Origin of the sequence: Saccharopolyspora antimicrobica, assembly GCF_003635025.1 — a bacterium.
GTDB lineage: Bacteria > Actinomycetota > Actinomycetes > Mycobacteriales > Pseudonocardiaceae > Saccharopolyspora > Saccharopolyspora antimicrobica.
In genome coordinates this window covers 6,611,303-6,633,603 of sequence record NZ_RBXX01000002.1, presented here as the reverse complement: position 1 = coordinate 6,633,603, position 22,301 = coordinate 6,611,303, and the positions used below count along the sequence as shown (strand labels likewise).

The 22,301-nt window shown below is 69.8% G+C and carries 25 protein-coding genes; 22 read left to right on the top strand and 3 right to left on the bottom strand.

The window, feature by feature from the left end; all coding sequences use genetic code 11:
• The first annotated feature begins 74 nt into the window (after nt 1–74).
• From ATL45_RS31405 to ATL45_RS31365, 9 genes are read left to right on the top strand one after another with little or no spacing between them, the layout of a single operon-like run.
• The gene (locus ATL45_RS31405; protein ID WP_093146098.1) at nt 75–884 is read left to right on the top strand and encodes an ABC transporter permease; all 810 of its coding nucleotides are present in this window, start codon (nt 75–77) and stop codon (nt 882–884) included.
• The gene (locus ATL45_RS31400; RefSeq protein ID WP_093146099.1) at nt 884–1,708 is read left to right on the top strand and encodes an MlaE family ABC transporter permease; all 825 of its coding nucleotides are present in this window, start codon (nt 884–886) and stop codon (nt 1,706–1,708) included. The genes ATL45_RS31405 and ATL45_RS31400 overlap by 1 nt, the downstream gene beginning before the upstream one ends.
• A gap of 1 nt (nt 1,709) precedes the next feature.
• Nucleotides 1,710–2,876 (top strand): MCE family protein, encoded by a 1,167-nt coding sequence (locus ATL45_RS31395; RefSeq protein WP_093146100.1) that lies wholly within the window; start codon nt 1,710–1,712, stop codon nt 2,874–2,876.
• Nucleotides 2,873–3,862 (top strand): MCE family protein, encoded by a 990-nt coding sequence (locus ATL45_RS31390; RefSeq protein ID WP_093146101.1) that lies wholly within the window; start codon nt 2,873–2,875, stop codon nt 3,860–3,862. Before ATL45_RS31395 ends, ATL45_RS31390 begins: the two co-directional genes overlap by 4 nt.
• Nucleotides 3,859–4,836 (top strand): MCE family protein, encoded by a 978-nt coding sequence (locus ATL45_RS31385; RefSeq protein ID WP_093146102.1) that lies wholly within the window; start codon nt 3,859–3,861, stop codon nt 4,834–4,836. Before ATL45_RS31390 ends, ATL45_RS31385 begins: the two co-directional genes overlap by 4 nt.
• Complete coding sequence (locus ATL45_RS31380) at nt 4,833–5,906, top strand: MCE family protein (RefSeq protein WP_093146103.1); 1,074 nt, start codon at nt 4,833–4,835, stop codon at nt 5,904–5,906. Before ATL45_RS31385 ends, ATL45_RS31380 begins: the two co-directional genes overlap by 4 nt.
• Nucleotides 5,903–6,919: an MCE family protein gene (locus ATL45_RS31375; RefSeq protein ID WP_093146104.1), complete on the top strand. Its 1,017-nt coding sequence runs from the start codon at nt 5,903–5,905 to the stop codon at nt 6,917–6,919. Before ATL45_RS31380 ends, ATL45_RS31375 begins: the two co-directional genes overlap by 4 nt.
• A complete protein-coding gene (locus ATL45_RS31370; RefSeq protein ID WP_093146105.1) occupies nt 6,916–8,112 on the top strand; it encodes an MlaD family protein in 1,197 nt (398 codons plus the stop codon). Before ATL45_RS31375 ends, ATL45_RS31370 begins: the two co-directional genes overlap by 4 nt.
• Nucleotides 8,112–8,615, top strand: a complete 504-nt coding sequence (locus ATL45_RS31365) for an Rv1363c family protein (RefSeq protein ID WP_093146106.1) — start codon at nt 8,112–8,114, stop codon at nt 8,613–8,615. Before ATL45_RS31370 ends, ATL45_RS31365 begins: the two co-directional genes overlap by 1 nt.
• Here ATL45_RS31365 and ATL45_RS31360 read toward each other — a convergent pair.
• Complete coding sequence (locus ATL45_RS31360) at nt 8,612–9,898, bottom strand: RNA-guided endonuclease InsQ/TnpB family protein (RefSeq protein ID WP_121505430.1); 1,287 nt, start codon at nt 9,896–9,898, stop codon at nt 8,612–8,614. The genes ATL45_RS31365 and ATL45_RS31360 overlap by 4 nt on opposite strands.
• 150 nt (nt 9,899–10,048) lie before the next feature.
• Here ATL45_RS31360 and ATL45_RS31355 point away from each other — a divergent pair, with 150 nt between their 5' ends.
• The 10 genes from ATL45_RS31355 (at nt 10,049) to ATL45_RS31310 (ending at nt 18,869) form a co-directional block, all read left to right on the top strand.
• Complete coding sequence (locus tag ATL45_RS31355) at nt 10,049–10,657, top strand: NUDIX hydrolase (protein WP_093146107.1); 609 nt, start codon at nt 10,049–10,051, stop codon at nt 10,655–10,657.
• A 33-nt stretch (nt 10,658–10,690) separates the two neighbouring features.
• The gene (locus tag ATL45_RS31350) at nt 10,691–11,590 is read left to right on the top strand and encodes a DUF3048 domain-containing protein (RefSeq protein ID WP_093146108.1); all 900 of its coding nucleotides are present in this window, start codon (nt 10,691–10,693) and stop codon (nt 11,588–11,590) included.
• Nucleotides 11,587–12,678 carry a CapA family protein gene (locus ATL45_RS31345; protein ID WP_093146109.1) on the top strand — a complete coding sequence of 364 codons (1,092 nt, stop codon included), beginning with the start codon at nt 11,587–11,589 and terminating at the stop codon, nt 12,676–12,678. Before ATL45_RS31350 ends, ATL45_RS31345 begins: the two co-directional genes overlap by 4 nt.
• Nucleotides 12,679–12,767: 89 nt before the next feature.
• Nucleotides 12,768–13,214, top strand: a complete 447-nt coding sequence (locus tag ATL45_RS31340) for a TSCPD domain-containing protein (RefSeq protein ID WP_093146110.1) — start codon at nt 12,768–12,770, stop codon at nt 13,212–13,214.
• 71 nt (nt 13,215–13,285) lie between these two features.
• Nucleotides 13,286–13,564, top strand: coding sequence for an MDR/zinc-dependent alcohol dehydrogenase-like family protein (locus tag ATL45_RS31335; protein WP_093146111.1), 279 nt, complete (start codon nt 13,286–13,288; stop codon nt 13,562–13,564).
• A gap of 147 nt (nt 13,565–13,711) precedes the next feature.
• Nucleotides 13,712–14,350, top strand: a complete 639-nt coding sequence (locus ATL45_RS31330; protein ID WP_093146112.1) for a Crp/Fnr family transcriptional regulator — start codon at nt 13,712–13,714, stop codon at nt 14,348–14,350.
• 49 nt (nt 14,351–14,399) lie between these two features.
• Nucleotides 14,400–15,371, top strand: coding sequence for a hypothetical protein (locus tag ATL45_RS31325; RefSeq protein WP_093146113.1), 972 nt, complete (start codon nt 14,400–14,402; stop codon nt 15,369–15,371).
• Nucleotides 15,368–17,461: a hypothetical protein gene (locus ATL45_RS31320; RefSeq protein ID WP_093146114.1), complete on the top strand. Its 2,094-nt coding sequence runs from the start codon at nt 15,368–15,370 to the stop codon at nt 17,459–17,461. The genes ATL45_RS31325 and ATL45_RS31320 overlap by 4 nt, the downstream gene beginning before the upstream one ends.
• A gap of 320 nt (nt 17,462–17,781) precedes the next feature.
• Entirely contained in the window at nt 17,782–18,258 is a 477-nt protein-coding gene (locus ATL45_RS38580) for a hypothetical protein (RefSeq protein WP_143121528.1), read from the top strand.
• Nucleotides 18,259–18,383: 125 nt separating this feature from the next.
• Complete coding sequence (locus tag ATL45_RS31310) at nt 18,384–18,869, top strand: NUDIX domain-containing protein (protein WP_093146116.1); 486 nt, start codon at nt 18,384–18,386, stop codon at nt 18,867–18,869.
• Between the two features lie 10 nt (nt 18,870–18,879).
• On the opposite strand, the gene ATL45_RS31305 is transcribed toward ATL45_RS31310, so the two are convergent.
• Nucleotides 18,880–19,413 (bottom strand): DUF2017 family protein, encoded by a 534-nt coding sequence (locus ATL45_RS31305; protein ID WP_093146117.1) that lies wholly within the window; start codon nt 19,411–19,413, stop codon nt 18,880–18,882.
• On the bottom strand, nt 19,410–19,646 hold the full coding sequence (locus ATL45_RS31300; RefSeq protein WP_170210404.1) for an ATP-dependent Clp protease adaptor ClpS: 237 nt from the start codon (nt 19,644–19,646) through the stop codon (nt 19,410–19,412). The genes ATL45_RS31305 and ATL45_RS31300 overlap by 4 nt, the downstream gene beginning before the upstream one ends.
• 151 nt (nt 19,647–19,797) lie before the next feature.
• Between ATL45_RS31300 and ATL45_RS31295 the strand changes: the two genes are divergently transcribed.
• From ATL45_RS31295 to pcaH, 3 genes are all read left to right on the top strand, one after another.
• Complete coding sequence (locus ATL45_RS31295) at nt 19,798–20,616, top strand: CoA transferase subunit A (RefSeq protein ID WP_093146119.1); 819 nt, start codon at nt 19,798–19,800, stop codon at nt 20,614–20,616.
• Nucleotides 20,613–21,371 (top strand): CoA-transferase subunit beta, encoded by a 759-nt coding sequence (locus ATL45_RS31290; protein ID WP_093146120.1) that lies wholly within the window; start codon nt 20,613–20,615, stop codon nt 21,369–21,371. Before ATL45_RS31295 ends, ATL45_RS31290 begins: the two co-directional genes overlap by 4 nt.
• 160 nt (nt 21,372–21,531) lie before the next feature.
• Entirely contained in the window at nt 21,532–22,281 is a 750-nt protein-coding gene (gene pcaH, locus ATL45_RS31285; protein ID WP_093146121.1) for a protocatechuate 3,4-dioxygenase subunit beta, read from the top strand.
• Nucleotides 22,282–22,301 lie beyond the last annotated feature (20 nt).

Genomic DNA, 22,301 nt, shown 5'->3' with positions numbered 1-22,301 from the left:
ACCACCGCCCGCAACAACTCCAGCCGTGCGCTCGTTCCAGGTCCTGCAGGCACCTCGACGGGGAGGAGTGCCGGATGCACCGGGGATTGCCCACCACTCGCGGTCCGATCGCCGACGCGCTGCTGCAGGCCGGCCTGCTCCTGGACTTCGCGGTGCGCACCGCGGGAGCCGCCTTCCGGTGCGCGCGCCGGGCCCGGTTCAACTTCGCCGAATTCCTGCGGCAGGCCGTGTTCCTGGCCTCGGTCACCACCCTTCCGGCGCTGCTGGTGACGATTCCGCTGGGAGTCGTCGTGGCCCTCAACGTCGGCTCGCTGGCCGGTCAGCTGGGCGCGCAGGGCTACGGCGGCGCGGTGGTTGCCTTCGTGATCGTCGGCCAGGCCGCGCCGCTGATCTGCGCGCTGATGATCTCCGGCGTGGGCGGCTCGGCGATGTGCGCGGACCTGGGCGCGCGCAAGATCCGCGACGAGGTCGACGCCCTGGAGGTGATGGGGCTGCCGGTGGTGGAACGGCTGGTGGTGCCCAGGGTGGTGGCCGCGATGGTGGTCAACGCGCTGCTGGCGTGCATCGTGCTGCTGGTCGGCATCACCACGACGTTCCTGTTCCAGGTCCTGGTGCTCGGCGACGCGCCGGGAGCGTTCCTGCGCACCCTGACGCAGTTCTCCCGGGTGCCGGACTTCGTCGTGGCGCTGCTGAAGGCCGCGGTGTTCGCGGTGCTGGCTGCGCTGGTGTCCTGTTTCAAGGGCCTGACCGCCAGGGGCGGGCCGGGCGGGGTGGCCAACGCCGTCAACGAGGCCGTGGTGATCTCGTTCATCCTGGTCTTCATCGCCAACGCGGTCATCACCGAGCTCTACCCGCTGCTGGTGCCCGCGAAGGGCGAGTACTGATGGCGGCCCCGCGGCGCAGGTCCGCGGTCGACCTGCTGGCCGCCGCGGGCTTGCACTTCACCTGCTACCTCAAGGCGATCGCGGCCATCCCGCACGTGCTGGCCCGCTACCGGCGCGACGTCGCCCGGCTGGTCGGCGAGATCAGCCTCGGCTCGGCCTCGCTGCTGGCAGGCGGCGGCACGATCGGCGTGGTGTTCGCGATGTCGTTCGTCTCCAGCACCCAGGTCGGTCTGGAGGGCTACCGGGGGCTGGACCTGCTCGGGCTCTCGCCGATGACCGGGCTGGCCGCCGCCGTGGTGAACACCCGCGAGATCGCGCCCCTGGTGGCCAGCATCGCGCTCGCCGCCAAGGTCGGCACCGGGTTCACCGCGCAGCTGGGCGCGATGCGCATCTCCGAGGAGATCGACGCGCTGGAGGCGATGTCGGTGCGTTCGCTGCCGTACCTGGTCAGCACCCGGATGATGGCGGCGTTCCTGTCGGTCGTCCCGCTGTACCTGGTGGGGCTGTTCGCCTCCTACCTGGCCACCGGGATCGCGGTGGTACAGCTGGTCGGCGTCTCCGAAGGCACCTACAACTACTACTTCCGGCTCGTGCTCACCGCCGACGACGTGTTCTTCTCGCTGGTCAAGGCCGTGGCGTTCGCGATCGTGGTGACGCTGGTGCACTGCGCACACGGCTACTACGCCAGCGGCGGCCCGGAAGGCGTCGGCAAGGCCGCCGGTCGTGCACTGCGCACCAGCATCGTGACGATCACCGTCGCCGACGTCCTGCTGAGCATCGCCTTCTGGGGCGTGCGACCGACGTTGCCCGCACTGGGGATATGACATGACCGAGCACGCGCGCCGGACGCTCGCCGCCCGAGGGGCGGTGGGGCTGGTCCTGCTGTTCCTGGTGGCGGTGCTGGTGGTTCTCGGTGGCGCGGGCGCGCTGCGCGCGAAACCCGAAGTCACGACGGTGCTTCCGGCCGCCGCCGGGTTGGTGCGGCCGGAAACGCCCGTCCAGTACCGCGGAGTGCGCGTCGGCCGGCTGGCGGCCGTCGAGCCCGGGCTGTCCGGCTCCCGGCTGACGTTGCGGATGGAGCCCGGCAGCTTCGCCGACATCCCCGGCGACGTCCGGGTCCGGCTGATGCCGCGCACCGTCTTCGGCGACCAGTACCTCGACCTGCTCGCTCCGGAAGCCTCCAACGGCACAGCGCTGGCTCCCGGCGCGCAGCTCGCCGCCGACGACTCGCGGCCGACCATGCAGCTCTACCACTCCTACAGCCGCCTCTACGAGCTGGTCGACTCGCTGCGACCGGCGCAGCTGCAGGTCTCGCTCGCCGCACTCGCCGAGGCGCTGCGCGGGCGGGGCGAGCGGCTGGGAGAACTGCTCGACAATGCCTCCCAGCTGGCCTCGGACCCACCGCTGACCGGCGAAGACCTCACCGATCTCGCCGCACTCGCCGACGACATCGCCGCAGCCGCACCGGATGCGGTGCGCGCGCTGGACGACGCCGTCGCGCTGTCGGGCACCATCGTGCGGCGCGAGCAGGACATCGGCGATCTGCTCGGGGCCGGGCTGGCGTTCACCGATCAGTCGCGGCGGTTCGTCGATGCGAACTCGCAGCGGATCATCCGCCTCGTGCGCTCCACCGACCCGGTCGCCGGCGTGCTGGGACGCCATCCGGGCGCGGTGCGCGAGAGCGTGGACGGCCTGAACGCCTTCCTCGACGGTGCGAACCGCTCGCTGTCCACCGGCTTCTTCAAGATCCGCATGTCCGCGACGCTGCACCGGCCCTATCCCTACGGCCCCGAGGACTGCCCTCGCTATCCCGGGATGTCCGGGCCGAACTGCGGCGATGCGCGCGGTCCGATCGGTCCGGTGGGCAGTCCGCAGGAGCGCGACGCGCTGCACCGGCTCGCACCGCTGCTGCCCGGGCAGCCGCCCGCCACCGATTCGCTGGGTCTGCTGCTGGGCCCGCTGGTGCGCGGAACGGAGGTCGTAACGCCGTGAGCCCCGCATTCCGGTTCGCCGTCTTCGTCGTCGTGTCGCTGTTGTGCGGTGTCGTAGTGGTCAACACGCTGACGAATCCGCTGACCGGCCGGACGGTGCCCTACCGCGCGGTGTTCACCGACGTGGCGGGCCTGCAGCCGGGCAGCGACGTCACCGTCGCCGGGGTGCGGGTCGGCACGGTGACCGCGGTCGCCGCGCGCGACGGGTTCGCCGAAGTGGACTTCGAAGTCCGCGCCGAGCAGCCCGTCCCGGCCACCGGGCTCGTCGTGGTCCGCTACGCCGACCTCACCGGTGCCCGCTCGCTGGCGCTGACCCCGGGCCAGGGCGGCCCGCCGCTGCCGCCGGGCGCGACGATCCCGGCCGAGCGCACCCGCCCGGCGCTGGACCTGACCGTGCTGCTCAACGGGTTCAAACCGCTTTTCGACGCGCTGGAGCCCGCGCAGGTCAACCAGTTGGCGCGCGAGATCGTCGCGGTCTTCCAGGGCGAGGGCGGCACCGTGACCGCGCTGCTGACGCGGATCGTGTCGCTGACCGGCACGCTGGCCGCCCGCGACGAGGTCCTCGGCGAGGTGATCGACAACCTCAACACCGTGCTGGCAACGGTGCAGCAGCGGCGCGATGACCTGCGCGTGCTCGTCGACGGGCTCGGGCGCCTGGCCGCGGAGACCGCGGCCGCCCGGGAGTCGATCGCCGCGGCCATCGACAGCGGCGCGGAGGTCGCGGGCTCGCTGGCGCGGTTGCTCGACGGCCTCGGGCCGCAGCTGTCCCGCGACGTGCGCTCGGTGCAGGAGATCACCGCAATGCTGGTGCGCAACCAGGCGCGGATCGACGGTGCCGTGCAGGAGATGCCGGTCTTCCTGAACACCCTCGACCGCACGACGAGCTACGGGTCCTGGGTCAACGTCTACCTCTGCAACCTGAGCATCGCCGTCGACGACGTCCAGGTGGATCTCGGGGCGGGCCCGCACACGGAGGTGTGCCGATGAGGAGAGTCCTGGTCAACGGGGCGATCGGTGCGGTCGTGGTGCTGCTGGTGCTGGCCGCGTCGGTGGCCGCGCCCAGGGTGCTGTTCGCGCTGCGCACCGACGAGTACGACGCCGAGTTCGGCAACGCCGCCGGGCTCACCGAGGGCACCCAGGTCATGCTGGCCGGAGTGCCTTCGGGCCGGGTGACCGGCGTGGCGCTGGCCGGGGACCGGGTGCGCGTCTCGTTCCGGCTGGACAGCGGACACGTCCTCGGTGGCAGCACCACCGCCGCGATCAAGCTCCGCACGGTGCTCGGAACCCGGTACCTGAGCGTGGATTCCGCCGGCCCGGGCCGGCTCTCCCCCGGCGCGACGATCCCGCTGAGCCGGACTTCGGTGCCCTACGGCCTCGACGAGCTCCAGTCCGACGCGAAGTCCACCGCCGAAGGCCTCGACCTGCCGCAGCTGCGCCGCATGATCGGAACCCTGCAGGAGGTGACGCCGCAGGATCCCGAGCTGCTCGGCGACGCGCTCAACGGCGTGGCCACGGCTTCGGCGGTCATCGGCGAGCGCGGTGCGCAACTGCAGGAACTGCTGCGCAGCACGCGAACCCTGACCACGACGCTCATCGAGCAGCAGGACACCCTGGTGGCGCTGCTGGGCGATGCGCAGCTGGTCGTCGACACGCTGCAGCAGCGCCGGACCGTGGTCCGCAGGCTGATCACCGACGTGCACACCGTCGTCGGCCACCTGCACCGGCTGGTCGTGGACAACCGCGACGTCCTGGATCCGCTGCTGGCGGACCTGCACGCGCTCACCGACTCGCTGGCGCGCAACGACCAGGCCATCGGCGAGAGCCTGCGGCGGCTCGGACCGGCCGGCCGGTACCTGGCCAACGCCACCGGGAACGGGCCGTGGGCCGACGTCTCGGCGCCGCTGGGACCGGTGCCGGACAACGTCCTCTGCGCGGCCGGGCTGTTCGAGGGGTGCCGATGAGCCGGAAGCCGCTGATCGTCTGCTGCGTGCTGGCCGTCCTGGTCACCGGTGCCTGGTTCACCTTGCTGGCGCCGCGCCCGCAGCTGCGCGTGGCCGCCGATTTCACCTTCGCCGACGGCATCTTCCCCGGCAGCCGGGTCGCGATCCTCGGCGTGGCGGTGGGCCGGGTGGAATCCGTCGAGCCGCAGGGCGCGACGGTGCGGGTGCGGATGAGCATGCCGGCCGACACCGCGCTGCCCGCCGACGCTCGTGCCTACATCATGAGCCCGGCGATCATCAGCGACCGCTACGTCGAGCTCGGACCGGCGCACACCGGCGGCCCGCGGCTGGCCGATGGCGCGCTGATCCCGGTGCACCGCACCCGTTCCCCCATCCGGTTCGACCAGCTGGCCGCGTCGCTGGACTCGCTGCTGGCCGCCTTCGGCCCCTCCGGAGGTGACCCCGGCGTGCTCGACGGGCTGCTGCGCAGCAGCGCGGCCGCGCTCGACGGCCGCGGCCCGCAGCTCCGCGATGCGATCACCGAGCTGTCGCGGGCCAGCGAGGTGCTGGCCGCGGGCAGCGGCGACCTCGGCGCGGTGGTGGACGACCTCGACCAGCTGGTCCAGCTGCTCCTGCAGCACCGCGACGCGGTCGACTCGCTGGCCGCCTCCACCGCCCAGGCCGGCGCGGATTTCCAGGCGCAGCAAGGGGAGATCGGCGACGTCCTCACGAAGCTGTCCGATGTGCTGCTCGCCGTCGACGAGCTCGTGCGCGGCCACGGCGAGCAGCTCGACGGCGATCTGGAGCAGCTGAGCCGGTTCGCGGGCACCCTGGCGGACCGGCAGCGGGAGCTGGCCGAAACGCTGGACACGATGCCGCTGACGATGGACAACTTCACCCGTGCCATCACCCCGGACCAGCGGTTGCGGCTGCGGCTGAACCTCTCCACCAACCTCAGCCAGTTCGACACCACCGCCCGCTTGTGCCGCGAGTTGCCGCTGCCGCTGTGCACCGGGGCGGGCATCACCAACCCGGTGCCGTTCCCGCCCGATCTGGAACCGCTGCGCGCGGTGCTGGGAGGCGGCCGGTGAAACGCCTCGTGCTCGCCTCGGTGCTGCTGACCACGTCCTGCGGGCTCAGCCTGCAGAACGCGTCCATCGGAACCGGTGGCTCGGGCTACCAGGTCACCGCGGTGTTCAGCGACGTCGGCCGGCTGCCGATGGGCGGGGCGGTGCGGCTGGGCCAGGCCGTGGTGGGCAGCGTGTCGGACATCAGCACCGAGAACTTCCGCGCGCTCGTAGAGCTCGACATCGAACCCGGGGTGCGGCTGCCGGTCGGCACGACCGCGCGCCTCGAACTCGCCTCACCGCTGGGCGAGGAGTTCGTCGTCCTGCAACCACCGCCCGCGCCGACCGGGCCCGAGCTCACCGACGGCTCGGTGATCCCGCTCGAACAGACCTCCCGCGGCCCGGACGTGGAGAACGCGCTCGCCGCGGCCAGCACCCTGCTCAACGGCGCGGGCCTCGACCAGGCGAGGACCGTGATCACCGAGCTCAACACCGCGCTCAGCGGCCGCGAGCAGCAGGTCCGGGACCTGCTGGGCGATCTGGAGCGAACCCTGGCTTCCCTGGACGAGCGCCGAGGAGAACTCACCCGGCTCATCGACTCGGTGCACGCGACCTCGCAGCACCTCGCCGACAACCAGGCCACGCTGGATGCCGCCCTGACCCAGGTGCGGCCCGCGATCGACGTGCTGCTGGCCGAACGCGAGCGCTTCACGACGCTGCTGGACAGCACCGCCGCGCTGAGCGCCGCCACCGCATCACTCGTGGAGCACACCGACGAGTCGCTGACCACGCAGGTCGAGAAGTTCCGCCCGGTGCTGGCCGACCTGCGCTCGCTCGACGGCGGGCTGGCGACCACGGTGGACTCGATGCGCCGCTTCTTCGCGCTGATCCAGCAGGCCGCTCCCGGCGACTACGTGCTGTTCAACGGGACGCTCGACGTGCCGGGAACCGTGGTGCAGCTGCTCGCTCCCGGCGCACCGATGCCACCACCCGCCGCGGGCGGTGTCGACTCGATCCTGCGCGGAGGAACCCGATGAACCGCCGCCTCGTCCTGGCCCAGCTCGCACTGTTCCTGGTGATCAGCATCGCGTGCACCTACTACGTGATCACCAACGTGGCCGGGCCGGGAGCGCTGCGCGACCCGGTCCGGGTGACAGTGCGACTGCCCGACGCGGCGTCGATCACCCCGAGCTCGCAGGTCACCTACCGGGGCGTGGTCGTCGGCACCGTTTCCGAGGTTCGCATCGATCCCGGTGGGCGCGGGGTTTCGGTGCAGCTCGCGCTTTACCCCGGCACGCGCGTCCCGGCCGACAGCGACGCGGTGATCAGCATGGCCACACCGCTGGCAGTGCAGACCGTGGACCTGCAACCCGCCGGCAACTCCGGGCCGTACCTCCGCGACGGCAGCGTCATCGAAGCCGAGCGCACGCGGCGCCCGATCCCGCTGGACACCCTGCTGGTGCATTTCACCGAGCTCACCGAGCAGCTGCGCCCCGAGGACGTCGCCGCGGTCACCGAAGCGCTGTCCACCGGCCTGGCGGGCAAGGGCCCCGAGCTGACCCGCATCCTGGACAACTCCGCGATCCTGCTGGAAACCGCGCGCGAGCACCGGCCGCAGCTCGACCGCCTGGTCACCGGCAGCCGCGAGCTGGCCGGATCCGGCGACCGGATCCGCGAGCTGGCGGCCGGTCTGCGCTCGCTGACCGCGCAGATCCGCGGTCACCAGCCGCGGCTCGACCGGATCCTGGACACCGCGCCCGGTGCCACCCGGCGCCTCGCGGAGCTGTTCGCGCGCAACGACCCGGCCACCACCGCGCTGCTGGGAAACCTGGTCACCACAGGTCAGATCGTCGCGGTCCGCGCCCCGGCCCTGGACCAGCTGCTCATCTCGCTCCCGGAAGCGCTGTCCGGGCTCGGCTCGGTGGTGCACGGCGACACCGCCGACCTCTACCTGATCGGCACCCAGGGCCCGATCTGCGCCACCGCGACCGAACGCCGCTCCCCCACCGCGGTCCAGCCCCGCGAAGCGGACCTGGACCGGCACTGCCCGGCCGATCAACCCGACCTCGGGCAGCGCGGCGCGGCGAACGCCCCGCGCCCGGCGATGACCACCTACGACCCGGCCACCGGCCAGACCCCGGCCGGCTTCCGGCTCGGCACCGCGGGCGGCCAGGCAACCGTCCTCGGCCCGCGGTCCTGGTATTCCGTCCCGCTGCAAGGAGTTCGCTGATGACCGACACCTCCGGAGAACCGAAGCGGTTCCGCCGCCCGAAGGTCCTGCTCGCCATCGCCCTGCTCGTCGCCACTCTCGCCGTGCTGGGCACTTTCGGAGTCCAGCTGCAGCAGGCGCGGGCCGTCGAGGACGCTCGCCGCACCGCGCTGGAGGCGGCGCGCACCTACGCCTCGGATCTGTCCACTTACGACTTCACCAGCCTGGACCGGAACTTCGCCGCCATCACCGCGAACTCGCACGGTCAGTTCGCCGAGCAGTACCGGGAGATCAGCGACAGCCTGACCGAGCTGATCAGGCAGAACCGCGCGGTGTCGAAGGGCTCGGTGCTCTCCGCCGGGATCGCCGAGGCCGATCTGCAGCGAGCCGTGGTGACGCTGTTCGTCGACCAGGAGATCACCAACGTGAACAACCCGCAGCCCCGGATCGACCGGAACCGGATGCAGATGACGCTCCTGCGCATCGAGGAGCGCTGGCTCATCGAGGACATCAAGCTGCTCTAGAGCGTGGAAAGGCAGCAGTTGACTTCCTCACCGGTCCGAAGAGGCCGGTGATTCCTACCGCGTCTGGCGGCGCGGGGCTCCGCGCTCGCCAGGTCGCCTCGGTGGGTTCCTGCTTCACCGCGCTCTGCCCGAACACGTTCGGGGCTTACATGCGCTCCACAGGCTGTCACCGCCAGTCCGGCGGCCTTCGCGACGTTGACCGCCGCATTAATGTCCCGATCCAGGTGCGTTCCGCATTCCTGGCACCGCCAGACACGCACGTGCAGCGGCTTTGGTCCGTCCTTGGTGCCGCAGTTCGAGCACACCTGAGAAGTGGGTTCGAACCTGTCGATACGCACGACGCTGCGTCCATACAGTGCGGCTTTGTACTCCAGCATCGCCACGAACGCCGACCATCCGGCGTCGTGCACGGACTTGGCCAGGCGCGTGCGGGCCAGTCCCGAGACCACCAGGTCTTCCACTGCGATCGCTTGGTTCTCGCGAATCAGCTGAGTGGAGAGCTGGTGATGGAACTCGCGGCGCGCATCGGCGACACGTGCATGAGCGCGGGCCAGCTTGATCCTGGCTTTGTCGCGGTTGTTGCTGTCCTTCTGCTTGCGGGAGAGGTTTCGTTGTGCTCGCTTGAGCTTGCGTTCGGCGTTGCGGAGGAACTTCGGGGCTTTGATCTTCGTGCCGTCCGAGAGCACTGCGAAGTGGCCCAGCCCCAGATCAACACCGATCTCCGGAGCCTCGGTCTCGATGGATTCAGGGCTGGCGTCGACGACGAACGACGCGAAGTATCGTCCGGCTGCGTCTTTGATGACGGTCACGCTCGACGCTGCCGATGGCAGGGCACGCGACCATTGCACCGGCACATCGCCGATCTTGGGGAGACGCAGTTTGCCGCCCGCAGTGACCGACCAGCGGGCGTTGGCGGTGAATCGCACCGCCTGCCGACGGTCACGCCGAGTCTTGAACCGGGGCGCACCAACCTTGCGACCAGCACGTTTTCCGCTCATCGAGTCGAAGAAGTTCTTATACGCCTGATCTGCGTCCCGGAACGCCTGCTGCAGGACGACAGCCGACACACTGGCCAACCACCCTCGTTCTGGAGTCTTCTTCGCCTCGGTGACCAGGAGCTTGCACAACTCCGATGCGGTGGGCATTTTCTTGCCTGCTTCGTAGGCTTCACGCCGCGCGGCGATAGCGCCGTTGAACACCACACGAGCGCATCCGAACGCCCGAGCCAGCGCGGCTTGCTGGCCCGGCGTCGGGTACAGACGGAAGCGATACCGAAGCTGCACACCGTGATCATATAGTTACGGATTCAGGGCCGAATGCAGGGATATTCGCACCTGCCACCACCGCCACTTACCGACGGTTAGCGAGACTAACTTATTTCGCAATTCCGTGCAAAAATGCAGGTACGCACGCTCCAGGCGAGAGGATTCCCGATGCCCGACCCCGGTGAAGTCCGCCGTCACATCGCCACCCGCCTGAGCCGCTTCCCCGCCACCCACATCCCGCTGGACGACCGCCGGGCTGCCGCGGTGACCATCGCGCTGGCCAGCGAGGACGGCGAGCTCGGCGTCTGGGTGACACGGCGGGCCGCGACGCTGCGCGCGCACGCGGGCCAGTTCGCGCTGCCCGGCGGTCGGCTGGACCCGGGCGAGGACGCACCTCGCGCTGCGCTGCGCGAACTGCGTGAAGAGCTCGGCGTGTCCGCGCCCGAGCACGACGTGCTCGGCAGGCTGGACGACTACGCGACCCGCTCCGGCTACGTGATCACGCCGATCGTGGTGTGGATCGGCGAGGCGCCGCAACTGGCGCCCAACCCCGCCGAGGTGGCCGGGGTCGACCTGGTGCCGCTGACCGATCTGGACGTCGCGCCGCGCTTCGTGCGGATCGCCGAATCGGACCGCCCGGTGATCCAGCTGCCGATGCTGGACACCCTCGTCCACGCGCCGACCGCCGCCGTGCTGCACCAGTTCCGCGAGGTCGTGCTGCACGACCGGCACACCCGGGTCGCCGACCTGGAGCAGCCGGTCTTCGCCTGGCGCTGACCGGCGTAGCCTGGGAGCCGAGGGGGCATTTCGATGCGGCGCGGATTGCTGCGCGGATTGTCCGGCGCAGCGCTGATCGTGCTCACGGTGCTCGGCGGAGTCGCGTGCGAGCCACCGCGTGCCGAACCCGCTGCGCCGGTGCTGGCGGTCAAGATCGACAACGTGGCGGACGCGCGCCCACCGGTCGGCATCGGCGCGGCGAACCTGATCTACGTGGAGCCGGTCGAAGGCGGCTACAGCCGCTTGCTGGCGATCTTCACCGATAATCTGCCGCCCCGGATCGGCCCGGTGCGCAGCGCGCGGGAGACCGACGCCGAGCTGCTCCCCCAGTTCGGCCACCCGACCCTGGCCTACTCCGGCGCGGCACCCGAACTGCTTCCCCGGATCGCCGCGGCCCCGCTGACCGACGCCTCCGACGCCAACGAACCCGCCGCCTATTCCCGCGACAGGACGCGCCCGGTGCCGCACAACCTGTTCCTCGACCCCGCCAAGCTGCCACCCGGCGCCGACTGGCCGCCCCGGAACCGGCTGGTCACCGGCCCGGTCCCGGCAGGTGGCACCCCGACCGACCACTACGAGGTCCACTTCCCGTCCGCCACGGTGGAGTTCTCCTGGTCGCAACCGGACCAGCGCTGGCAGGTCTCGATGGACGGCGAGCCCTACGCGGCGACCGACACCGGTCGCCTCAGCCCGCCGACCGTGGTGATCCAGCAGGTGCGAGAACGCGAATCCGACATCCGCGACGCGGCGGGCAACCCCTCGCCGATCGCCGAGACCGTCGGAACCGGAGCGGTCGTGGTCCTGCGCGACGGCCGCGCCTTCGACGGCACCTGGTCACGCCCGGCCCCGGACGCCGCTGCCACCTACACCGGGCCCTCCGGCGAGCCCCTGCCGGTCGGCCCCGGCCAGGTCTGGATCGTGCTCGCGCCGTGAAGTTGTTCCTGTGCGGCGACGTGATGCCCGGTCGCGGGGTCGACCAGATCCTGCCGCATCCCGGCGATCCCGCACTGCGCGAGCGCTACCTGCGGGACGCGCGCAGCTACGTCGCGGCCGCCGAGGAGCGCAACGGCACGATCCGCTGCCCGGTCGGCTACTCCTGGCCCTGGGGCAAGGCGCTGCGGATCATCGACGAGTCCGCGCCGGACGTGCGGGTGATCAACCTGGAGACCAGCATCACCCGCGGCGACCACTTCGCCGCGGACAAGGACTTGCACTACCGCATGAACCCGGCCAACGTGGGCTGCTTGCGCGTGGCCCGCCCGGACGTGTGCAACCTGGCGAACAACCACGTGCTGGACTTCGGCCGTCAGGGGCTGGCCGACACTCTCGATTCGCTGTCCCGCGCCGGACTGCGCTGGGCGGGCGCCGGGTGCGATGCCGCCGAAGCGCACCGCCCGGTGCTGGTGGGCACCCCGCACGGGCGGGTGGCGGTCTTCGGCTGCGGCGCCGCCTCGAGCGGCATCCCCGGTAGCTGGGCGGCGACCTCGCAGCGCTCGGGCGTCAACTTCCTGCCGGATCTCTCCGATCGGCGGGCGGCCGAGCTCACCGCCGAGATCCGCGAGCAGACCAGGCCCGGGGACCTGGTGGTCGTCTCGCTGCACTGGGGCACCAACTGGCAGTACCCGGTGACCGCGGAGCAGATCGGCTTCGCGCACCGGCTGATCGACGGCGGGGTGCACGTGGTGCACGGGCACTCCTCGCACCACCCCCGGCCGATCGAGGTCTACCGCGGGAGGCTGGTGCTCTACGGCTGCGGCGATCTCATCGACGACTACGAGGGGATCCCCGGCTACGAGCACTACCGGGACGACCTCCGCCTGCTGTTCTTCGCCTCGCTGACGCCGACCGGCGACCTGGTCGAGCTGCGCATGGTGCCGATGCAGGCGAGGCGGATGCGCCTGCACCCGGCGTCGGCCGCCGACACCGAATGGCTGCACGCCACGCTCACCCGGATCAGCGCCGAGTTCGGAACCGAAGTGGCGTTGTCGGACGGAACGCTGCGCGCGCGTCGGCGGAGCTGAAGCGCAACCCGAACGCGGGCGCGGCGCACCGCTGAGGTACGGTCCGTGATCGTCCATAAAGGACGACAGATCCGAAGGAGCCCTCCGGCATGGCCCGCACCGACGTCGCCTCGGCGCAGCGCAGGCGCCAGCTCATCCGGATGGATCATGGCGCCGTCCGGCAACACCCGCCGCGGCGCCGTCGCGGCTACACCGTCCGGTTCGACATCGGCGGCGTCGCCGGCCACCTGACCACCAACGCCTACCCGGACGGGAAGCTCGGCGAGGTCTGGGTGAGCATCGACCAGCAGGGCAGCCCGCTCAGCGGTTTCCTGGACAGCCTGTCCGCCGCCGTCTCGCTGGGCCTGCAGCACGGCGTGCCGCTGGAGTCCTACGTGGCGAAGTACGTCGGCGCGCAGTTCGAGCCGCGCGGCCCGGTGTCCGACCCGGACATCGGATACGCCCACTCGCTGCCGGACTACGTCTTCCGCCGCCTCGCCCTCGACTACCTCGACGCCCAGACCTGCGCCCAGCTCGGCATCCGCAGCCAGTCCTGACGCCGGTCGCCATCGGCGGTTCCATCCGCCGCATGACGCCTGGGCGCAGGCGAGCCGGGTAGAACGGGGACATGCGCGCGATCGTCCTCTCGGCAACCCCCGCAGGCCCTGCCTGGCTGGAGCGGCACGACCTCGAACCGCCGGTGCCCGAGGACACCGAGGTCGTCGTCGAAGTCCGCGCTGCCGCCCTGAACCACGCTGACCTCGACGAACTCGCCGGCACCTACGCCTCGGCGCAGCGGCGGCAGGACCGCCCGCACATCGCCGGTTCGGACCTCGCGGCAGGCAAGACAGTCCTGGACTTCCGCCGAACGGACGAGTCGGAGGAAGAGCGGGATCACGAGCGGTAGTGCTTCGGCGACTCATCGAGTGATCTTGTTCCGCCCACGCCCTGCGCGGCCGATCAGCCGTTAAACACGACATACGTGAGCGAGGCACACGAGCACCGGACAGCACGCGGTTTCCGGTCCCTCATCCCCATCCGTTCCTGGTCGACCATGGTTCACCAGGGCATCAGAGCCAAGCATCAGACCGGCGACCGTCTGCTGGACCAAGGAACCCCAGGCGGTTGGGTGCTGTTGTGCCTTTCCGGACGGCTGAAGGTCGTCTACGCCGAGCCGGACGGCCGTGAGGTAATGCTCGCGGTCCGCGGCCCCGGCGACGTGATCGGCGAGTTCTCCAGCCGCGACGGACTTCCCAGATCAGCCACGGTTCAGGCGATCGAACCAGGAGTCACTTCCAAGCTCGCCGACCGCCGCTTCACCGAACTCGTCGAGACTCTGGGGCTGAGAGCGCAGCTCGACGGCTACATCATGGGAAAGCTGCGGGCCAGCGCCGCCCACGCCTGGCAGCTCGCCCACCACACCACCACAGCCAGGTTGGCCGACCTGATCGCCACGTTGATCGACGCCGCAGGCCCCGACCATCCAGCTCCCACCACGATCGCCATGTCCCAGGAAGAGCTGGCCGCCGCACTCGGCCTCGTGAGATCGGCGATCACCCCGGTGCTCGCCAGGTGGAAGTCCTCCGGGCTGATCCGGATCTCGCGCGGCAAGCTCCACATCACGGACTTCGGGGCGCTGCGGCGGCTCCGCAGCGCCGATGTGTCCACTTCTGGACAGAACTCCGCACGATGACCGGGCAACCTCCATCCCGTCCAGCGAAGACGACCTCGGAGGTGAACAGGTGGACGACCAGCCCCAGGAGATCAACCGTCCTGTCGGCGACTACATCGGCATCCTGGCGGTGGACGTGCACGGCTTCAGCGAGCACAACACCAACCAGCAGCAGACCATCGTGCAGGTCCTGGCGGATGTCCTGCAACAGGCAGCCATCCGGACCGGCCTGCGCGACAACTGGGACCACCACTTCCGGGCGTATCGCGGTGACGGCTACCTCATGGGCGTTCGCCCGGAACTCGTCGCCGTCGTCGTGGACAAGTTCTTCGACTCCCTGCAAGCCGAGCTGCGCCGACGGGCTCCCCCGCTTCGCACCGACGACATCACGCTCCGGCTGCGGGCGAGTTTGCACCTGGGACCCGTGCAGGCCTTCGACGCGCTGCTGGCCGACTCTCCCACCGGCAGGGTCATGGTCAACACCAACCGCATGGTCGACGCCAAGCCGGTCAAGGCGCTCCTCGACCACTCCGATCCGGCGGTGACCCACGTGGCGTCGGTGATCTCAAGCTCGGTGATGGAGGACGTCGTCAGGGCTGGTCACACGACCCGGAAGCCCACCGAATACGTGCAGGCCCCGCTGGAAGTCGAGGGCAAGGAGTACTCGGGAGTCGGATTCCTGCGGGTGCCGGCGCCGTCTGGCGAGCTGCTGCGCTCGGGCTTGCTCTTCGGCCAGCCCGAGCCGGAGCCGGATGACGACGCAGCCGCACGGGAAGCCGGCGGTGGTCAAGTTCAGAACGCCGTCGACGGACCCGCGGAGAACGTCGTTCAAGCCCAACAGGTGCGCGACTTCACGGACAACTCCGCACGGAGCAGCGGTATCGCGGTGAACGGGAACAACAACACCACCGCCGGTGGTGGCATCGACCAGTCCCAGAACAAGCAGGAGTTCTCGGGCCGCTTCTACACCCAGGGCGACTCCAACTTCGGGCAGTCCAGCGGCCGACGCGTCGCCACCGACGACACCTCGATGGGGCGGTGAACGCGGTGGACCACGATGTTGACGAGTTCGGCATCCTCGACCCACCGAACCTTCCGGAGAACGAGCCGATATCGCTCGTCATGGCGCCGGGGCCTCAATCCGTGGCTGAGGAGACGGTCCATCGCTCCACCATCTCGGTGGCGGGCAACGGCAACACCACCGCACAAAGGGACGTCGACAACTCCATCAACATGAACTTCCTCGGCAGCGAGTTCGCCGAGGTCGTGCTCGCCACAGCGCGTGCCCGACAGCGATTCGGACGCGGCTTGCAGGACGACGAGGCACTCGAACGTCTCGAAACCAGCTACGAACCGCCGCCGCAGCTTCTCGGTGAAGAGCCGGGCACCGCATTCCGGACCTTGCGCGACCGGCGAGTACTGATGATCACTTCGGTCGAATCCGAAGGCGGGCAGTTCGCAGCCGCGCTTCGATTGGGCCACGAGCTGCGGAAGAAACATTCAGGTCTCGTGGTGCGCGAGGAGTTGTTCGAGCAGAAGCTCGGCTTGCAAGCCAAGTCCCTACTGGTCGAGCACGAACCCGCGGCGGTGCTTGTCGACCTCCGCTGGGCCAGTGATGAAGATTTCGACAACGTCCGTCATGGCCTGGTCGAATTCACCAGGCAGCTCGACGTGCCCTATCAGAGCTACCTCATCCTGATCGTCCCGGAAGAGCAGGCGCGGAAGTTCGAAAATACCCTCCCGGGCCGGATGCACTGGCTGCAGAAGCCTTCGTCCACCGATGTCTTCGCCAGGTACGCAGGCGTACCGAACCCGAAGTCACTGCTACGGGGAGAAACCGAGCAGGTCCTGAACTCCCTGTGGCCACCTAGGGTCAAGGAAATCGCCGAGGCCGTCTCTGATCGCTATGCCAATGGCGAAGATCCAGAGCAGGCACTGCTGGCCGCTCTCAACGCAAGGTCGGAAGCACAGATCCCCGAATTGCGGACGATGATCAGTGCACACCAGGAAGCGGGAGAGGCCGAATGGGTCGCGCTGCTCGTAGCAGCCAGCCTGCTGGAGGAAGCACCCGCCCAGCACATCGTCTCGGCATCCGATGAACTGATGGGCAACAGGGCTGAACGCGTCAAAGTCGACCCGTTGCTGAAACCGAGCCCGCACACCAAGTTGAAAGAGCTGGCAGACTGCGAATTCGACGTGGGAACCCGGACGTTCCAGCCACGCGGGTCCGGACTCCAGATACTGCAGCACATCTGGCGGGAGCACGACGCACTACGGCCAAGGATGCTGAAGTGGCTCGGTGAGCTGCCGAGTCAGATCCGTGACCTGAGCCAGAACGAACTGGAGCAGCTCGCCGACCGGGCCGCCGAGCTGACAGCACAAGGTGGTCCGAGCGTCGCGATCTCGCTGGCTGATGCGTGGGCGAAGACCAAGGGCGAGAAACCCGACGCCTACCGCCGCTCGATCGCCGTGCGCCTGCTGACCACGACCGCCACCGACCTGTCGCTGGGCAAACCCGTCCGGCAGAAGCTCTGGGAGTGGTCGCGCGAGTCCAACACGGATCGGCAGCTGCTGACGGCTGAGGTCTGCGCGGGAATCGGGCAGGCGTTTCCGCGCATCGCGCTCACCCGGCTCAAGCACCTGGCCAACGCCGAGAGCGGCCTCGTGCGCGGCGCGGTTCAGCTGGCCGTCGAGCAGATCGGAGCCGAGCTCGGCGCGTCGACCTTCCTGCGTTACCTGGCGGACTGGTTCGACGACGCCAGCCCGGCCCGGCTTCTGCTGATGGCCAAGAGCGTCGCGACCGTGCTCAAGGGCAGGACGCTGGAGGTCGACGCAGATGCAGCGGCAGCGTTCTGGCAACGAGCGCTGGAGTCCATGCCACCGGACAACCTGCGGCCAGTGGTCGAGAGCTGGTTGAGCACAGCGGCCGAAGTCGCACCCGACCAACGCGATGCTCTGGTGGAACCGCTGGTCGCGGCCACCAACCATGATTCGCGACGCATCGCTCAGCTGCAGTACGCCAGCCGGTTCGGCCGAACCTATCTGGATCTCAGCTCGCTCGGCGGAGATCTGTCCGACGTCGTCAACCAGCTGTGGACCCGGCTGGACGAGGTCGACCCGGTCCGGTTGTAGGGCTTCGAGAGCCAGTCGAGAGGAGGTGAAGGCCCATGAGCCACCGCCGACAAGCTGGGACTATGCGCCGGAGGCTGATCGCCGACGCTCATCACACCGCAGCCGACCGGCCGCACTCGGTCGTACTGCCCAGCAGCGATCCGTCACTCCGGTTCGAAGTCGAGTTGGTCGTGGAATGCCAGTGGACCGGCGCCGGCGCCGCACCGCCGTCCGCGCGTGAGATCGCCGCGGAGGGAATCACACAGCGGGCCGAAAGCCTCAGCCGGTCCCACGCGCTGACCGAGTGCCAGCGGTTGCACGGAAAGCTGGCCATCGCACTGATGCGATGGGAGCGAGTGGGGAACACCGAGATCAGCGCTCGGGCGCATTGCGCAGCAGTAACCGCCGAGCCGGAACTCGTCTCGGCGGTGGCGGCACGGGAGGACGCGGCACGTCGCCGGCTCGTGCTCTCCTGGCAGCACGAGCAGCGGGAACACACCGCCGCGCGCCTTCGCCCGTTGATCGTCGATCCGCTGCGGGCCACCGCGTGGTGGTTCGCCGACAACCAGGAGAAGATCGACAAGCTGTCGGAGGTCGCGAGGGAGTTCCAGGAACTGCAGAGCCTCTTGAGCCCCACCGTCGACGACGACACGGCTGGTCGGCTGGTGGACGAATTCCTGCTCGGCGAAGACATCGCCGAGAAGCAACGTCTGCTGCTGCACCTGCAGAAGGTGTTCGGTGAGGGCAACCGCAGCGACCTCGTCGAGCGCATCGACTCGGTGATCCGGAACGCCGCCGGTGAACCTGAGTCGAGCTGACTCGTGCCGGGCCGTGACCTGCGTTCACGGCCCGGCGTGGTCCGTTCGGAGGGCGCGGCGATCGCGCGGTTGGCGGGTGTTCTCGGTTAAGGTGATCTTTCTCAGCGTCGTGGGAGGGATCGCCGATGCCCAGGTTCAGCTGGCACACCTGCTCCGTGCCCGTGGGTCTGCCGGTGCGGCAGGTGTACGGGTTCCTGTTCGTTCCCGACGGCCGGGTGCTGCTGCGGGTCGACGGCACCAAGCACACGCTGCCCGGTGGCCGTCCCGAGCCGGGCGAGGTCGAGTACTGCGACATCCTGCGACGGGAGACCATGGAAGAGGTCACCGTCGACATCGACGAGCCGCACTACCTGGGCTACCAGTGCGTGGACGACGGGATCGCGCCGTACGCGCAGGTGCGGATGGCTGCGGTGATCAGCCGGGTGCACCCGGCCGCGCCGGACCCGGACAGCGGCCGCACCTACCGGCGGTTGCTGGTGCACCCCGGCAAGGTCGGCGACCTGCTCTCCTGGGGTGAGACCGGGTACCTGCAAGCGACCGCGGCCGCGGAGGCCGCCGTCACCGTCTTCGGTCTCCCCTCCGACGGGCTGCCCGAGACCGGCGACCTCTGACCGCTCGGGCTCAGCCGCCGTCCGGGGCCGGGCGGCGGAACTCCCAGTCTCCGGTCTGCATGAACTCCCGCTGCAGCACCGCCTCGATGAGGGCGCCGCAGACGTAGTTCATCCACCAGAACTCCATGCCCGGCCGCCGAGATCTCCGGTCCATGATCAAGTAGCGGGCGAGGGCGTAGGTGACGATCCAGTCGTCCACCTCGGGTTCCGGCACGACGAACGTGGAACCGCTGCGGAGCCGGTCCCGGACCCGGTGCGCTGCGGCGCTGTCCCGGAGTGCGTTCTCGTGCCGGACGCGGAAGGCCTCGGAGTCCGAAGAATCCCGGTAGGCGTCCGGGAACATCCGGCGCAGCACGTCGGATTCCGTGGTCACGCGGCGGAACGGACCGGAACGCCGCTTGTCCAGCTCGCCCCGCTCCAGGAACGCGATGAGCCGGTCGGCGTGGTGCGCCAGCACGGTCGCCACGTTGTCGGCCATGCGCACCGCGATCCCGCCATTGGTCGGGAGTGCGGCGAAGAAGTCGTGGTCGGGCAGCTCCGTCACAGCGGCCGCACCGTCCCGTGCAGCCCGTGCCGCTGGAGTCCGATCACCAGCTCCTCGGCCTGGGACTGGTCGGGGAAGCGGCGAACCTGCGCCTCCCCGTTTGCGTCGATCTCCTGGGCGAGCTCGCCTGCCTCGGGGATTTCCAGCCCGCACAGCTCGCGCAGGACGAAGGTGGCCAGCAGGGCCGACTGGCTGTCGTCGTTGCGCACGACGACCTCCCAACGTTCGCTCACCCGGTGATCTTCCCACGTCCGTGCGACCCCCTGACTTGAGCGCTGCCCGGTGGAAATCCGGGCGCACGTCCTTGACCTGGCTCGACGGGGACGCATATCGTTCGCAGAAAGCACAGGTGTTCACTATGCGCACAAGCGAGGAGTGGTCGGGGTGGCACGCATCCTGCAGCTCGACGAAGCGATCGCGGAGCTCGTCCACGACGGGGACGCCATCGCTCTGGAGGGCTTCACCCACCTGATCCCGGTCGCCGCCGGGCACGAGATCATCCGGCAGGGCCGCAAGGACCTCACGCTGATCCGGATGACGCCCGACATCGTCTACGACCAGCTCATCGGCGCCGGCTGCGCGCGCAAGCTGGTCTTCTCCTGGGGCGGCAACCCCGGCGTCGGCTCGCTGCACCGGTTCCGCGACGCCATCCAGAACTCCTGGCCCGTCCCGCTGGAGATCGAGGAGCACAGCCACGCCGGGATGGCCAACCGCTACGCCGCGGGCGCCTCCGGGCTGCCGTTCGCGGTGCTGCGCGGCTACCGCGGCACCGACCTGCCCGCGCAGACCGACACGATCAAGCCGATCGAGTGCCCGTTCACCGGCGAGCAGCTGACCGCCGTGCCCGCGCTCAACCCGGACGTCGGCATCATCCACGCGCAGCAGGCCGACCGTGCGGGCAACGTGCAGATGTGGGGCATCACCGGCGTGCAGAAGGAAACCGTGCTCGCCGCGAAGCGCTCGCTGGTGACCGTCGAGGAGATCGTCGACGAGCTGACCCCGCGGCCCGGCGCGGTGGTGCTGCCGCAGTGGGTCGTCACCGCCGTCGCCGAGGTCCCGGGTGGCGCCCACCCGTCCTACGCGCAGGGTTATTACGAGCGCGACAACGCCTACTACCAGCAGTGGGATCCGATCGGCCGGGACCGGGAGAAGTTCGCCGACTGGCTGGAGACCGAGGTCAAGCGGGAGAGGAGCGCGCGATGACGACCGAGTTCACCGCGGACGAGATGATGACCGTCGGAGCGGCCCGGTCGCTGCGCGACGGTGCGGCCTGCTTCGTCGGCATCGGCCTGCCCAGCACCGCCGCCAACCTGGCGCGGCGCACGCACGCCCCGGGCCTGGTGCTGATCTACGAGTCGGGCACGCTGGGCGCCAAGCCCGACCGGCTGCCGCTGTCCATCGGCGACGGCGTGCTCGCCGACACCGCCGACTCGGTGATCAGCGTGCCGGAGATCTTCAACTACTGGCTGCAGCCCGGCCGCATCGACATCGGCTTCCTCGGTGGCGCGCAGGTCGACCGGTTCGGCAACATCAACACCACCGTCATCGGCGGCGATTACGCCGACCCGAAGGTCCGGCTGCCCGGTGCCGGTGGTGCTCCGGAGATCGCCGCGTCCTGCCGGGAGGTGCTCATCGTGATGCGGATGAGCCCGCGCAGCTTCGTCGACCGGCTCGACTTCGTCACGTCCGTCGGCTACGGCACCGGCAAGGGCGACCGGGAGGCGCTCGGGCTGCGCGGCCGGGGACCGGTCAAGGTGATCACCGACCTCGGCGTGCTCGAACCCGACCCGGACACCTGCGAGCTCACCCTCACCCAGCTCAGCCCCGGCGCGACCGTCGAGCAGGCCAGGGCAGCCGCCGGGTGGCCGCTGAAGGCCGTCGACGCGCCCACCGAGCTGGCGCCGCCGAGCGACACCGAGCTGGCAGTCCTGCGGGAGCTGAAGGCGACCATCGAATGAGCACAGCACGAGAAGCTGCCCGACACCCCTTGTGTCAACCGGAGTCCAGCTCAACCGCACTTCAGGGGACCGTGACGCAACCCAGCCACGAGAAACCCCCACAACGCAAGATCACTCCCCAACGCAACCACCACTGTGAGTCTCGGAGAGGCGGGCCAGCATGACCACTCACGAGTCCCGGTCGCCAGCCGGGCTGATCCTGCCCGACTACCAGCGCGACGAGCAGTCCCACCCGGCGCTGGACACCCCCGAGTACCGCTCGTCGGCGCTGCGCCACCCCAAGCAGCCGCTGCAGTACCTGCCGCACTACCTCACCGAGATCACCGGCCCGCTGCTGGGCCAGGACCGCTGCGGCGTGCACGACCACGACCTGACCGTCCAGCACGACGGGGAGCCGCTGGGCGAGCGGATCATCGTCAGCGGCCGGGTGCTGGACTCCGGTGGCAAGCCGGTGCCCAACACGCTGGTGGAGATCTGGCAGGCGAACTCCGCGGGCCGCTACCTGCACCAGGGCGACCGGCACCCGGCGCCGCTGGACCCGAACTTCTCCGGCACCGGCCGGTGCATGACCGACGCCGAGGGCAACTACCAGTTCGTCACCATCAAGCCCGGCGCCTACCCGTGGCGCAACCACGACAACGCCTGGCGCCCGGCGCACATCCACTTCTCGCTGTTCGGGCAGGCGTTCACCCAGCGCCTGATCACCCAGATGTACTTCCCCGGCGACCCGTTGTTCCACCAGGACCCGATCTTCAACTCGGTGCGCGACGAACGGGCCCGGGAGCGGATGATCTCCCGCTTCGACCTGGACACGACGGTGCCGGAGTGGGCGCTGAGCTACAAGTGGGACATCGTGCTGCGCGGCTCGCAGGCCACCGTGTTCGAGGACGAAGAGGACGACGACGAATGAGCCCCAATGTCGCTCCCGCT

Excerpts from the sequence above, each read along its gene's own strand:
- ATL45_RS31365 (WP_093146106.1), top strand. The coding sequence starts at position 8,112 with ATGACCGACACCTCCGGAGAACCGAAGCGGTTCCGCCGCCCGAAGGTC.
- ATL45_RS31385 (WP_093146102.1), top strand. The coding sequence starts at position 3,859 with ATGAGGAGAGTCCTGGTCAACGGGGCGATCGGTGCGGTCGTGGTGCTG.
- ATL45_RS31380 (WP_093146103.1), top strand. The coding sequence starts at position 4,833 with ATGAGCCGGAAGCCGCTGATCGTCTGCTGCGTGCTGGCCGTCCTGGTC.
- ATL45_RS31310 (WP_093146116.1), top strand. The coding sequence starts at position 18,384 with ATGCCCAGGTTCAGCTGGCACACCTGCTCCGTGCCCGTGGGTCTGCCG.
- ATL45_RS31330 (WP_093146112.1), top strand. The coding sequence starts at position 13,712 with ATGGTTCACCAGGGCATCAGAGCCAAGCATCAGACCGGCGACCGTCTG.
- ATL45_RS31350 (WP_093146108.1), top strand. The coding sequence starts at position 10,691 with ATGCGGCGCGGATTGCTGCGCGGATTGTCCGGCGCAGCGCTGATCGTG.
- ATL45_RS31335 (WP_093146111.1), top strand. The coding sequence starts at position 13,286 with ATGCGCGCGATCGTCCTCTCGGCAACCCCCGCAGGCCCTGCCTGGCTG.
- ATL45_RS31370 (WP_093146105.1), top strand. The coding sequence starts at position 6,916 with ATGAACCGCCGCCTCGTCCTGGCCCAGCTCGCACTGTTCCTGGTGATC.
- ATL45_RS31400 (WP_093146099.1), top strand. The coding sequence starts at position 884 with ATGGCGGCCCCGCGGCGCAGGTCCGCGGTCGACCTGCTGGCCGCCGCG.
- ATL45_RS31355 (WP_093146107.1), top strand. The coding sequence starts at position 10,049 with ATGCCCGACCCCGGTGAAGTCCGCCGTCACATCGCCACCCGCCTGAGC.
- ATL45_RS31290 (WP_093146120.1), top strand. The coding sequence starts at position 20,613 with ATGACGACCGAGTTCACCGCGGACGAGATGATGACCGTCGGAGCGGCC.
- ATL45_RS31395 (WP_093146100.1), top strand. The coding sequence starts at position 1,710 with ATGACCGAGCACGCGCGCCGGACGCTCGCCGCCCGAGGGGCGGTGGGG.
- pcaH (WP_093146121.1), top strand. The coding sequence starts at position 21,532 with ATGACCACTCACGAGTCCCGGTCGCCAGCCGGGCTGATCCTGCCCGAC.
- ATL45_RS31405 (WP_093146098.1), top strand. The coding sequence starts at position 75 with ATGCACCGGGGATTGCCCACCACTCGCGGTCCGATCGCCGACGCGCTG.
- ATL45_RS31340 (WP_093146110.1), top strand. The coding sequence starts at position 12,768 with ATGGCCCGCACCGACGTCGCCTCGGCGCAGCGCAGGCGCCAGCTCATC.
- ATL45_RS38580 (WP_143121528.1), top strand. The coding sequence starts at position 17,782 with ATGCGATGGGAGCGAGTGGGGAACACCGAGATCAGCGCTCGGGCGCAT.